The following is a 13,726-nucleotide window of genomic DNA, read 5'->3' as shown; positions in this document are numbered from 1 at the left end:
TTAATTCAATACTTCCATTAATTTTTTCTCTAACTCTTCGCCGCGTAAATTTTTAGCGAGAATTTTCCCTTCTTTATCTAACAAAACAGTAAAAGGAATTCCCTGGATGCTGTAAAGCGGCACCACATCACTTTGCCATTGTTTCAGATCGCTTACCTGCGGCCAAGTTATGCCATCTTTAGCAATAGCTTCTACCCAACGTTCTTTTTCTTTATCTAACGATACGCCATAAATTTCGAATCCTTTGTCTTTAAATTTCGCATAAGCCTTAACCACATTCGGCATCTCTTTGCGGCAAGGACCGCACCAGCTTGCCCAGAAATCTACCAGCACCACTTTACCTTTTAACGAACTTAAAGCGATTTCTTTTCCATCAGGAGAAGGAAGGTTGATATCCGGAGCTACTTGTCCGATGGCAGTAGCTTCTAAAGACTGAACCATTCCGTGAAACATTTTTACGTTATTATCGCCTGGAAATTTTTTTGCAAGACCCGCGTCTAAAGTTTTGTAGGTATCGAGGTATTTATCTGGTTCTAAAGACTGGATAGCTATAAGAGAAGAATACATGGAAGCATTCTCTTTTATTTTCGTGAGCAATTTATTATTTGAATTTTCCACTATAACGTTGTACGGTCCTTCAAAAATAGCACTTAAAGAGTCCATTTTTTTAGCATCCATCTTACTCACTTCCATCACCGATTGAAAAGCTTTGTTCAAAGAATCCAAACGCTGATCTCTTGCCTTAGAGATATCGTTGTATTCGATAAATAACTTTGTTTCCGGCGAACCTTCAACTTTGTAGCTATTTCCAAGATCATTTAAGTTTCCTGTTAAGTTTACTTTATCAGAAGAATCCAAAACAAGCATGGCAAAATTTTGCGCTGTAACTTTTACACGGTAAAAACCAATCTTTGGTGTGTAATTTTTAAACGCGAAATCGCCTTTCTCATCAATAACAGTACTATCCACTACAACCGGTTGCGGACCATTTAATTTTTCGAGATAGATCATCTCGCCTTTGCTGTTGGTAAAATTTCCTTTTAGTTCGAAGTTGCCCTGGCTTCCCGATGGATTGCAGGATACAAGCAGAGCCAATGCTCCGGTACAGATAATTGATTTATACATTTTCTTCATTTATTTATTTAGCAGGTTTATTATAAACGTTTCGCTTTTATTCGGGACGATCGAGGGTTTCCTTCACGAGTTGATTCAACAATTTTGGATCCGCTTTTCCTTTACTTAATTTCATCACTTCACCAACAAACATGCCAAGCAAACCAACTTTGCCACCCTTATACTCGGCTACTTTTGCAGGGAACTTAGAGAGCGCTTCTTCCACCAATGCCTGTATAGCATCACTATCACTGTTTTGAACCAGATCTAATTCTTTGGCAATGCTTTCGGCACTTTTTGACGGCGCGTCGATCAATGCAGGGAATAAGGTTTGTGAAGCCGCTGAATTACTGATTTTTCCAGCATCAATTAAAGCGATGATTTCGGCAATTTTTTCAGGAGCCAAAGTAAACTCAGAAAAGTTCAATGCCCGTTCGTTCAGGTATGACCTCACAGCGCCCATGATCCAGTTAGCGGCGCTCTTAAAATTTTTTGTGTGCTTAACAAGCTCGTTAAAATAAAACGCTACTTCTTTTACATCTAAAATTTGTAAAGCGTCGTATTCGCTTAACTTATATTCTTCGGTGTAAGTTTTAAATAAAGCCGACGGTAAGGTTGGAAGTTCGGCCTTTACTTTGTTTATATAATCTTGTGTAACGTAAATGGGTTGAAGATCTGGCTCCGGGAAATACCGGTAATCATTTGCATTTTCTTTACTTCTTAAAGCAAAGGTCAGATCTTTTACAGCATCAAAACTTCTTGTCTCACCGGCAATCGCTTCGCCAGCTTCAATTAAATCAATCTGGCGTTTAATTTCGAAATCAATCGCTCTTTGCACATTGCGGAAAGAGTTCATGTTTTTTACCTCCACCTTTTTTCCAAACACTTTTGAGCCTTTTAGCATAACCGAAATATTCGCGTCGCAACGAAGAGATCCTTCTTCCATGTTGCCGTCGCAGATGCCCAGGTAACGGACAAGTTTTCTTACTTCTGTCATGTAAGCATAAGCCTCTTCGCCACTTTTGATCTCCGGTTCAGATACAATTTCCAATAAAGGTGTACCTGCACGGTTAAGATCTACAAGGGTTTCAAAAGGATCGATATCATGCAAACTTTTCCCGGCATCTTCTTCCATATGAATCCGCGTAAGATTCACACGCTTTTCAACACCATTTAATTTAAAGGGAATATACCCCCCTGTACAAATTGGAGTTTTATCTTGCGTGATCTGATAGCCTTTCGGAAGATCGGCATAGAAATAATTTTTACGTGCGAATTGATTTTCTTCACGAATATCAGCGTTCACAGCAATGCCTAATTTTACAGCAAATTCCACTGCACTTTCATTCACCACCGGCAAAGTACCCGGGTGACCAAGTGTAACAACACTTACATGGGTGTTTGGAAGTCCACCATACTCTGCCACATCGCTGCTATACATTTTTGTTTTTGTAAGCAATTGTATGTGACACTCTAAACCAATAACGGGTTCGTATTTATCGTAAATACTCATAATTTTGAAGCTCTAAAGATACAATTTTTTGGGTTTAAAATTGTGAATAAATGTAAATTCGGCATCGTACTCACCGGGAAAGCTGACACAGGTTACACAGATTACTCAGGCGCAAAACCTTTCAGTGACACCAAATAGTTTAATGAAAAACGCTGTGGTAACCGGGCTAACTGTGCTGTGAGAAACTCTGCACAATCCGCGTCATCTGTGGCAGAAAAGCGCGCATCTTATCTCAGAAAATAGATCGGATGCAATGCGTTATATTTCCTGATGTAGCCATAGGTCTGCTCTTTTTGCTGACGTCGGCTTAACTTTTTAAACTCTGCAAAAAGAACTGGATCTCTTGCCAATAATTTATCTATTTCTTCAGGCGAAAATTCAACGAGTATGCCATCGTAATAATTCATAATAAATTCACGAATTTCTTTAGTGGTGCCACTGCCTGTAGACATTCCAAAACGCGGGTCGTAGAATCCAGGATTGATAACCGTTACTGTTGCTACAAAATAAGAAATGGATCCAAATACAGGTACTCTGAAAAACTCTCCTTTAAAGTTAACGTATAAAGTGCCGTTCTGCATATAGCCCCAAACTTTTTTGCTTTCTACTGTAAAGCGTTCTCCATTTTCTTCGTAAGTCATTTTTTCTTCGAAGAGTACTTTGCTTAAAAAATCAAGTTGTTCTTTTTCGGTTTTTGAAATCATCTGTGCTTTCCTGATCCCCCGGTAGTGCCTGAAATCATCATGTGTAAGATAAACCGCATCTTCTAAAACTTTGCCGGGAGCATACACTATACTGTCAGTTTGCGCTAAATTCATAAGACTGCAAAACCATAGAATGACGAATAAAATGCTTGCCTGATTCATAAATCAAAGTTCGTTTTTTTTATTTAACTTTAAGTATATTTTACTCCAATGCGTCTAATTTATCTTTTTTTAGTAGTGCTGCTGTCGGGCGGACTTTTTTCGCAAACAGCTAAGTTGAATCCTGCTCTTAAAATGCGTTTATCTGAAAAAAGCTCGCCAGAAAAGGTTTATTCTATTTTGGTGCAGGGTGATATTACAAAACTAAAAGCTGCACAACGAGAAGCAGGTTTTACCTTTAATTATTCGTCTGGAGATGTGGCTTCCATTACTTGTAACGCAACGGCGATTTCTTTTCTAATAGACCATAACATTATCTCCTACGCCGAATTTAAAGAAGCGCACGCGAAACCTATGAACGATACGATGGTTTTCCGCAACCGCATAAAAGCCGCTAAACTGGGCACACATCCGCTCACACAAGGCTACGACGGAACAGACATTGTGCTCGGTTTTATTGATACTGGTATTGATGTAGTACATAAAGATTTTAAAGACGCACAGGGAAATACCCGTATTAAATTTTTATGGGATCAGACAACAAATTCCGGATCTACGGTTCCTTCGCCGTATGGCTATGGTATTGAATGGACCGATACACAAATCAACGCGAATCAGTGTACGCATTCAGATATGGCCTACTACGGACACGGCACACATGTTTCAGGAATAGCAGCGGGCAATGGTCTTTCTAACGGCACCCACGAAGGCGTGGCTCCAAAAGCGGATATTGTGATGGTGGCTGTTAATTTTAACATGAACGGCCCCACTACAGCCGATGCAGTTGATTATATTTTAAGTAAAGCCAGCTTATTGGGAAAGCCTTGCGTGATTAACGCCAGTCTTGGAGATTATTACGGGAGTCATGATGGAACAGATCTTGAAGCAAAACTCATTGAAAGCATGATCGCCAATATACCGGGCCGCGTAATGGTGGCCGCTGCAGGGAATGCCGGCTATGTAAAATTTCACGTTAAGACACAAAACACTTCACCCGATACAAGTTTCACCTGGTTGCGCAACGGGCAAAGCACAGAACACTATTGGTTTTATGGAGATACCAGCCAGGTAAAAAATCTGCAGATAAGTGTGGGTGGAAACAGAACTGATTTCAGCAACGTAGGAAGAATTGCTTTTCATACTTATACTTACGGTCTTGGTCCCGTAAAACACGACACTTTAAAATATAACGGTAACCGTATTGCCATCATTGATAATTCTTCGAGTATAAATAATTCAGGTGTCTACGAACTTTATCTGCGCATTCGCGCTGACAGTACAGATATGTTCTGGAGAGTAGAGACGAAAGGCACAGGAGTTCATCATGCCTGGAATTTCGATTTTGTATCTACGGGATTACCAACACTGGCGCAATACCCGCCGATGGCGCATTACAAAATGGCTGACACCATGTACAGTATGGTGAGCAGCTATCAATGCAGTGATGAAATAATTACCGTTGCTAATTATTTTAATTTAAATAGCTGGTACGATGTCAGAGATTCACTTAACCATATTGTGGACCCCGCGGGCTCGTTAGCTGGCACCAGCAGCAGTGGGCCGACTCGTGACGGCAGACAGAAACCCGATATTTCAGCTACCGGTCAGGCTGTTTTTAGCACCCTTGTTACCGGCATGCAGGCCACGCAAATCGCGCAATCTCCTGAAACAGTGGCACAGGGAAGCTTTCACGTCATTGGCGGTGGCACTTCTGCCGCTTCACCTGTAGTCGCAGGCCTCGCGGCACTCTATTTGCAGGCGCACCCCATGGCCACTAACCAACAGGTAAAACAAGCCATTACGCATTGTGCTTATTCCGATCAGTATACGGGAACACTTCCTAATTATGCCTGGGGACATGGCAAGCTTGATGGATTCGCAGCTATGTTTTGCGAAGAGAATCTTGTGGGGCTACAAAAAAATAAATTACATGAACAGGTAAATTATTATCCGAATCCTTTTAATACAAAAGTCACTATTGAATTGCCAACAACAACAGTAGGTAAAATTTCCTTTTACAACGCCGAGGGAAAATTACTACTGGAAGATAAAATTGACGGGAAGGTTTACGAACTTCATTCAGCTCATTTAAAAACCGCACAGTCTGGCTTGTATTTTGTCAGGATCGTTGGTCAGTCTTCTAGCTACGCCTTTAAACTTATAAAAGACTGATGCGCATAGCAGGTAACAAGCTTAAACATATAAGCGACTTTTTTTATAGCGAACTCCGTGAAGTTTATCCAGTTTCAGAAATTGATGCTATGTTGGCCGTTGCAGTAGAAACCGTTTTAGGATTCTCGCGTACCGAGCAATTAAGTAAACAGGAAGAAAACATCAATCAAAGCGATCTGTTAAAACTTTACGACTGTGCCAAGGACCTTAAAAAAAACATTCCTTTACAATATAGCCTGGGCGAAACCTGGTTTTACAATCTTCGCTTTAAAGTGAATGCTTCAGTTTTAATTCCGCGTCCCGAAACAGAAGAATTGGTAGATCTGATCCTTAAAGAAAATCCTGCGTCCAGATCTGTGTTAGACATTGGAACAGGAAGCGGTTGCATCCCGGTTTGTTTGAAATATTATTCTCCGAAAACGGAAGTCTTTGCTTGTGATATTAGTTCAGATGCTCTGTCGCTCGCTGGAAAAAACTCCCTTTTAAACAAAGCAGAAGTTAATTTCTTTGAAGCAAATGCCTTGGATGAAACGGACATTCCCTCTAAAATCGAAAGGGATTTCGAAATCATAATCAGCAATCCGCCATACATAAAGGCCGAAGAAAAAAAGCTGATGGAGAAAAATGTGCTCGAGCACGAACCTCACCTGGCATTGTTTGTAGAAGGAAACGACAGCATAATCTTTTATAAAAAAATAATTGATCTTTGCTCAAAATCCCTGGCACAAAAGGGCAAGCTCTATTTTGAATTAAATGCGTTAACTGCCAAAGAAGTTCAGCGCTATGCAGATGGAAGTCATCTATTCGAAAAAACTTTTTTAATCAAAGACATGAGCGGGGCTTTACGTTTTTTTAAAGGCATAAAGAACTAATGGTGCGATGCGGCGTTATATTATTTTTAATTTTCTTTAGCGGTTTGCTTCGCTCGCAAACTCAGGCGGACTCTACGCTGGCAACATTAGACACTACAGAAGAAGTATTCAAACCAAAATACAGACACGGCGTACACTACAGATTTAAAATGCGTAATGGCGATGTTTATTCTGGTTACGTAAAAGAAGAAACAAAAGACTTTGTAAAAATCGAAAACCGTATGACGCATGAAACTGTTGAATTGCGTAAGTCGGAAATCACGGTCCGCAACCAGCCCCGGACCAGAGATGTAATAAGCGATGAGATGGGCGAAAATGACCACGCACGAAATTACATGCTGATGAACAGCGCTTTATTATTTGAAGAAAGTAAAGCTTCTACCAATTCACATTGGCTCATACTCGAGAATCTTGAATACTCTTTTACTGAAAACTGGGCAGCTAACATCAACACCCTGGCGTTTTATCCATTTTCTTTGGGCGTTAAATGCGCTTACCAGGTAGGAGATAATAATTACATTGGTGGAAATGCTTTTGTGGTAGGGGATATTTTTTCAGGAAGCAGTAGCTCGCTGCTTTTTGGTTATGGGGGGCAGGCAAGAATAACGAGAGGAACCAGCAACAGAAATTTTACATTTTCAGGAGGACTACTTGGTTTAAAATCGGAACTCTTTTACACTTCCTCTCCTGCACCATACGTAAACATGGCTTTTGTGAGCGCTGCCTATTGTAATCGCTTAAGCAAAAACGTGGCGCTTAATTTTGAAGGTTGGTACCTTCCAGACTTAAGCGTAGGGCTTGCCGGCGCGGGAGTTAAATTTGTCGGCGACCCTAACTATTGCTGGACGGTGGGATGTTTTGCTCTTTTAAATGGTTACGATAATACCGTTAAGCTAAATTTCAGAACCTTGCCTATTCCGTATTTTGGTGTGTCAAGAAAATTCAATTAGACGCTTAACTGATTTCTATTTTTTTAATTTCTCAAGTATCTCCGGTTTCTTTCTTCTTGAAACTTCAAAAGTCATTTCATTTTGCATAGTAAGTATAAACGGCTCGCCTTTGCTATATTCTTTAATGTGTAGTGAGTTAACAATGTAGGTTTTATTTATTCTCACAAAATAGGAAGATTCACCAAAATATTCTTCAAACTCTTTAAGGTTACGGGCGGTAAGATGAGTTTGTCCAGAAACTACATAAATTTTACAATAGCGGCCATCCGCTTCAATAAATAAAATATCTTTTTCAGGAACAAGTTTTACGCTGGCTCCTTCATGAATGGCTATTCGCGCATTTTCTGTATCACCATCCAATTGATGCAATAAATTAATTATTTGTGGCTGAACTTTTAAGCCCTCCATCTTGTTACAAAGTGCTTTATTTACAGAAGCTTCGAGCTCGTCAATACTAAGAGGTTTCAGGAGATAATCCAAAGCGTTGAACCTGATAGCAGCAATAGCATATTCTTCGTGACTAGTAACAAATACCACCGCAAAAGGAATGTCTGGAAATTTTTTAAGCAACGAAAAACCATCAGCTCTCGGCATCTGCACGTCAAGAAAAACAAGGTCTGGCTTTTCCAGATTTATTAATTCAAAAGCATTTTCTGTATTTGTTGCAAGGCCTACAACGTCCACATCAGGGCAATACTTCTGCAAAAGAGTATGTAATATTTCCCTGCAATCGGGTTCGTCGTCTACTATTATGGTTCGTACTTTATGCATAGAAAAATTTATCTGGCTCCGGAACAAGGAACAATTCCACCCGCGTACCCAGAGCTTCACCCTTATCATCCTTTAAATCTGTAATTTGTACTTTCATACCTTTTACGCCGCGAAGTTCATTCAACTTTTTAAGTCTCTCGCCGGTGAGCTGCATTCCTAAAGAAGTTTTAGTACGTGTTGTTTTGTATCTTGCCGCCTGCTCCTGCCCCACGCCATTGTCCTCTATAAGTATCCGCAGTAAATTATCTTTGAAGGAAAAATCTAAAAACAAATGTCCCTTACGTAGCCCAAATAATCCCATCAAGCCGTGCCACACAGCGTTTTCCACATAAGGCTGAATCAACATCGTAGGAATTTCAATTTCTTCGAGATCCAAATCCCTGGCAATTACGATGCTAAAAGTAAAAGCATCTTTAAACCTCAGTTGCTCCAGCTCAACGTAGAGTTTAAGTAGTTCAAGTTCCTGCGATAAGTTAACAGACGCTTGTCTCGAGTGATTTAAAACCATCCTGATCAACTTACTAAACTTGCCAAGGTATTCAAAAGCTTTTTGTTCGTCCTGTTTAAGAATGTAATTTTGAATACTGTTAATAGCATTAAAAATAAAATGCGGATTCATTTGCGCCTGTAGTGCCGAAAGCTGAGATTCTGCTATGAGTTTATTTATTCTTGTATTCTCTTTTTCCTTCACCCGGATTTCTTTTACAACTTTTTTTACAATTAGTACTATAAGCAAACCCATGAAAAACAAAATAGCCAGGGCAAACCACGAAGTTTTCCAGAAAGGCGGCGAAATTGTAAATCTTACTATTACTGGGATAAGACTTCGCACGCCATCGTTATTTAAAGCATAAACAACGAGTTCGTAACTCGCGGGCGCAAGGTTCTCAAAGCTTAGCAAATGGTTACGCGTTTTTTTTAAGGAATCTCCTGCGCCCTTAAGCTGATAAACCAGCGTCTCTGAATTTTCATTTATTCTAAAAGTCAATAAGTCAAAATCAATCTCAATGCGATTTTTTTCGTGTGGAAACTGCAGTTCTCTTTTGGAAAAATCACATCCCTCTCCATTTACCTTCAACGAATTTATATAAATAGCAGGAGCAACTTTATTACTTAAATCCGCGTGTTTTGGAATACTAAATACACCGTCCCTTGTTGATGCGTAAATAAGATCGTGTGTAATCGCGAGGTCATATAGGGTGTTCGATAGGATACCATGAGAAGTGTTATACACAATGCCATTACAGTTTCCACTTTCAGTTTTATTTAACCTCGCCAGACCTGAATTAGTTGCAACCCATACAAAGCCATCTTTGTCCTGTTCTACTTCAAAAATAATACAAGGAGCAGAAATGGCACTTTGACAAATATTTTTCAGTGTATCGTTACTAAGCAGCAATAGACCTTCCTCTCTCGTGCCTACCAAAATCGCCCCTGAAAAGGCTCGCTCTAATTTTGTTATTTCAGAAGAAAGTCCTTTTACTTTCATACTTTTTTTATCGGACAATCGTATTTTATAAAGGCCGTTTGCACAGCCCACATATATATACTCATCATTGTAACAGAGCAGACTTTTAGCCCTTGATTCCAGATTTATCTGATAAGGCCCTTGTTTAAGGCCAAGTACTTTAAAAACAAAGTTGTTTGATATAGCGTATAGTTTACCTGCAAAAGAGTCTAGTTGCAATGGAGTTCCTGTATTTTTTTGATTTGCGTGTGTCACCATTTTAAAGCCTGACATAGATTTATGTTTGACCAGAAAACACCCTTTTGAACAAATATACCAGTGGTCTTTAAATTTAAGAACGTCGGTTAACTCCCCACTCCTGCTATTATAGCCACTTATTTTACTTAGTTTATTTTTATAAAACACAAGAAGTTCGTCAAATTTGGTAGAAGCAATCATGGAATCTCCAACTCCTTCCATAAGAGAAGTTCTTGTACTTAATTCTTTTATGTTTGAATAATAGGTAACGGCCGTGGTATTGCAGTAAAAAACATTTTTTTCAAGGGTAGTGCACCACACCGCCCCTTCACGGTCTGCCCAAACGCTTGAAACCGAATAGCCATCTAAACCTTTCTGAAAGTTCTCAAGGTTACTTGCAGTAGGATAATAACGTAAACCTGATTTTCGCAAACCAAGCCATAAACCACCAGATTGATGTGATAGATGCAGGATAGCGTTAGGAAAGGTGGAAACTGATAGTTTATAATCCTGTTTATTTAAACGGAATAATTTTGATCCTTTACTGATAAAAAAATAGTTTTCATTTTCACAGATAAGCACCCTTTCGCCGTCTAAGTCTCCGTTTTGAAGGGCGTATTTCAGGTTTATGACTGTGTCACGCAGCACAAAGTCTACATTTTGAATCCCTTTTTGTTCGACGGTCGAAGTCTCCTTTTGCCTGTGTTTTACAACAAAAGGTTTTGAATTCCTCAGGTCTATTTTTTCATATCCTGGTCTTCTCGTGCTTTCAGAATCCTCTGCAAGACTTATACTTCCAGAGGCGGTTACTCTATACGAGAATGAATAATCAGATACAATAAGAGTTTGATCATTAAGCCGTACCATGTTATAAATGACATTTGCATCTCTCTTTACTTTTCTGAAATTTGTAAATGCTTTTAAGAAAGGAAAATCCTGTATTGAGTCGTTTACAATATGCGCTATTCGGCCATCAGAGGTTGCCAGTAGTATGTCACCTCCTTGCTCCTCTTCAATAAAATAAACTCTTTTTTCGGGTAAGCCATTTTTTCCATTGTAAATCCGGATTGAATTTCCATTGTAACGGCAAAGTCCATTCTCTGTAGCTATCCAGATATAACCTTTTTTATCCTGTATAACGTGGTAGCATTCGTCAGAGGGCAAATTAAGTTTTGCCGCCATCGACTGAAAATAAAGCTCCTGTGCTTGCGCCGAACCCGGACACAGAGCAAACAACAGACAAATAATACACCTAACTAGTCGAACCATTCTGTTTATGCCAGACGCAAAAAAATATTCTGTTAATCCTTAAAATGATTCCCTGAATTTATAAACTATACATCGCAACTATACAAAAGGTTGGTACCATTCCTTACGTTTTTCGCACAGGAAAAAAACAAAACGATTGTGCTATTAATGTAACTAACGGCAATAGATTCTGAATCCACGTAAATAGATTAGCAAACTAAATCTTGAGATTTTATTTCTATGACATCAGCTCTGAGCTCCGGAAAATCTTTCCTTTTAAGGAACACACAAGAACTTTTATTGGCCTCCAGGACCTACTATCTGTTGATGCCTTTTTCACAAGCCTTCCATAAGCTGCACTGCTTACTCAAATTCATTCAATGGAAAAAAGAATTTTGTGATGCAACAACTGTGCAGCATTATAAGGATCGTTACAACATGTATGAAGGAATTTGCAATGATGAAAAACTCGACGAATTCAGTTATCTGGAATTCGGCGTTTCAAAAGGTGACTCTATTAAGTGGTGGTTAACAAAAAATAAAAATCCCCGCTCTACTTTTTTTGGCTTTGATACCTTTATTGGAATTCCGGAGGCCTGGGGAACAAAGCCTGCCGGAACTTATACCAACCACGGAAACTATCCCGAGGTAAACGACCTGCGCTGCACCTTTATACAGGGAATTTTTCAGGACACACTTTTATCATTTTTAAAAACAGAAGATCTACATCAAAGAAAAATAATTCATTTCGACGCAGACCTTTATAGCTCCACCCTATTTTGTTTGTTTGCTGTAGCTCCATTCCTTAAGAGTAACGACATTTTAATTTTTGACGAATTCGATACAACTACCCATGAATTCAGAGCTTTCAGTGATTTTCAAACCGCTATGCCTCTGCCGGTTCAAGTGATAGCGCAGTCTAACAACTACAAAAAAATTGTTCTAAAAATAAAGTAAAATGAAAATAGAATACGTCTGCCACTCTGCCCTTTACATTCACACCGAAGATCTTACTATTCTCACAGACCCCTGGCTCTCGGGCGCTACCTATTGCAATCAATGGCATCTTTTTCCAAAACCACAAACCACAGATCTGGTAAAAGAAGCCGAGGTCATTCTTATTTCACATGGACACGAAGACCATCTTCATCATGATTCGTTACTAACACTGAACAAAAAAAGCAAAATTATTTATCCCTTTCAGTGGCAAAAAGGAATAAAGGAGTATCTCGGAAGTATAGGTTACACTGATATCTGCGAAGCCATATCGCACAAATCCTACAAGCTCTCAAAATCGACCACTGTTACCTATATAGCTAATTCGCTCGACAGTATTATGATTATTGAATCAGGTGGAGAAGTACTTGTGAATATTAACGATGCCCTTCCTGCCAATCATAAAAATATAATAAAAGCTTTTTTAAAGAAGATAAAAGCTGAGTGGCCAAAAATCGATTACCTGTTTTGCGGGTATGGGTCGGCTGCTTATTTTCCAAATACTGTGCATTGCGAAGGCAAAGACGATCTTGAAATTGCGGAAGCCCGGGAACAGCTGTTTGGCGATAATTTTTGTTACATAGTAGATGAGCTGGCACCGCTTAATACAATTCCTTTTGCAGCAGATTATGTATTATTAAACGAGGGCAAACGGTGGATCAACCGTGTGAAACTTTCGAAAACGCAGATAAAAAACTACTACCATGATATTTACAAAGGCCGCTCTACTAACTTTATAATTGCGTATCCCGGCGATCGAATCGAGAAAAATCATTTTACAAAACGCTCTCTTTTTCATGCGCGCGAGAAACTATTTTCTCTGGATGAACTTATTGATATGGATCTTTCAGAAGAAATTAAATCGGTTAATACAACTGTTTTTATCGGCGAAAATGAAATCACGCAGCTAGAAAAAGCTCTCACAGAAAATATCATCCAGCGTAGTTCACTTTTTTCGACCGAACAACGCTCAAAAATTATCTATACCGTAATAGTAACCGACATCGTTGAAAAAAACTATTTTAATATTGATTGTTCGGGCACTACCGTTCAGGTGACACGGGAAAACACTTTCCATCCAAAGTCGATACTGATATTAGAAACGAGCTCAAAAATTCTGAATTATTCTTTTGCGAGTGAGTGGGGTGGCGACGCGATAATAATTGGATACGGTGCAGAAATCACCATACTGGATAAAAGAAGCCTGGAGAAAAACCTGGATGTTATATGCGTGAGATTATTAACGAGACAACCCGTTGCTTCGAAACAAATGAAAGCTTCACCCTTCAGAGCATTAAAATTTTTATTGGTAAATCCACTCACAAGTTCCTGGTTTCTCAAACAAGTTCTGAAAGGGAGAAATAATGTGAATAAAAATCCCGTGAATGAAAGAAATCTGTGGCTAACGAAATCTAAATGCGAAATATGCCAGGTTTGTAATATTCCCCTACTGTCGAACGATTTTGCTCAAAGTTTGAAGTAAGAAATGCTTTTTACTTTTTACAGAGTTTAATTTTCATAAA

General features: G+C 39.2%; 10 protein-coding genes. 5 read left to right on the top strand and 5 right to left on the bottom strand.

Annotation, left to right across the window (positions count from 1 at the left end):
• The 3 genes from CNR22_15075 to CNR22_15065 form a co-directional block, all read right to left on the bottom strand.
• Positions 1-1,134, bottom strand: coding sequence for an alkyl hydroperoxide reductase (locus tag CNR22_15075; GenBank protein PBQ33043.1), 1,134 nt, complete (start codon positions 1,132-1,134; stop codon positions 1-3).
• A 37-nt stretch (positions 1,135-1,171) separates the two neighbouring features.
• Positions 1,172-2,626 carry an Asp-tRNA(Asn)/Glu-tRNA(Gln) amidotransferase GatCAB subunit B gene (locus tag CNR22_15070; GenBank protein PBQ33042.1) on the bottom strand — a complete coding sequence of 485 codons (1,455 nt, stop codon included), beginning with the start codon at positions 2,624-2,626 and terminating at the stop codon, positions 1,172-1,174.
• Between the two features lie 227 nt (positions 2,627-2,853).
• Positions 2,854-3,444 (bottom strand): hypothetical protein, encoded by a 591-nt coding sequence (locus CNR22_15065; GenBank protein ID PBQ33041.1) that lies wholly within the window; start codon positions 3,442-3,444, stop codon positions 2,854-2,856.
• A 96-nt stretch (positions 3,445-3,540) separates the two neighbouring features.
• On the opposite strand from CNR22_15065, the gene CNR22_15060 reads away from it, so the two are divergent.
• From CNR22_15060 to CNR22_15050, 3 genes are read left to right on the top strand one after another with little or no spacing between them, the layout of a single operon-like run.
• The gene (locus tag CNR22_15060; protein PBQ33040.1) at positions 3,541-5,661 is read left to right on the top strand and encodes a hypothetical protein; all 2,121 of its coding nucleotides are present in this window, start codon (positions 3,541-3,543) and stop codon (positions 5,659-5,661) included.
• On the top strand, positions 5,661-6,533 hold the full coding sequence (gene prmC, locus CNR22_15055; protein PBQ33039.1) for a protein-(glutamine-N5) methyltransferase, release factor-specific: 873 nt from the start codon (positions 5,661-5,663) through the stop codon (positions 6,531-6,533). The genes CNR22_15060 and prmC overlap by 1 nt, the downstream gene beginning before the upstream one ends.
• Positions 6,533-7,483, top strand: a complete 951-nt coding sequence (locus CNR22_15050; protein ID PBQ33038.1) for a hypothetical protein — start codon at positions 6,533-6,535, stop codon at positions 7,481-7,483. Before prmC ends, CNR22_15050 begins: the two co-directional genes overlap by 1 nt.
• A 15-nt stretch (positions 7,484-7,498) precedes the next feature.
• On the opposite strand, the gene CNR22_15045 is transcribed toward CNR22_15050, so the two are convergent.
• Together CNR22_15045 and CNR22_15040 are read right to left on the bottom strand one after the other, a co-directional pair.
• On the bottom strand, positions 7,499-8,323 hold the full coding sequence (locus CNR22_15045; protein PBQ33037.1) for a hypothetical protein: 825 nt from the start codon (positions 8,321-8,323) through the stop codon (positions 7,499-7,501).
• Complete coding sequence (locus tag CNR22_15040; protein ID PBQ33036.1) at positions 8,247-11,228, bottom strand: hypothetical protein; 2,982 nt, start codon at positions 11,226-11,228, stop codon at positions 8,247-8,249. The genes CNR22_15045 and CNR22_15040 overlap by 77 nt, the downstream gene beginning before the upstream one ends.
• 219 nt (positions 11,229-11,447) lie before the next feature.
• Between CNR22_15040 and CNR22_15035 the strand changes: the two genes are divergently transcribed.
• Together CNR22_15035 and CNR22_15030 are read left to right on the top strand one after the other, a co-directional pair.
• Positions 11,448-12,164, top strand: a complete 717-nt coding sequence (locus tag CNR22_15035; protein ID PBQ33035.1) for a hypothetical protein — start codon at positions 11,448-11,450, stop codon at positions 12,162-12,164.
• Position 12,165: 1 nt separating this feature from the next.
• Positions 12,166-13,686, top strand: coding sequence for a hypothetical protein (locus CNR22_15030; GenBank protein ID PBQ33034.1), 1,521 nt, complete (start codon positions 12,166-12,168; stop codon positions 13,684-13,686).
• Positions 13,687-13,726 lie beyond the last annotated feature (40 nt).

The organism is Sphingobacteriaceae bacterium, assembly GCA_002319075.1.
Lineage (GTDB): Bacteria > Bacteroidota > Bacteroidia > B-17B0 > Aurantibacillaceae > Aurantibacillus.
Note: the sequence above shows the minus strand (reverse complement) of the source record. Positions and strands in the feature narration are given on the sequence as shown.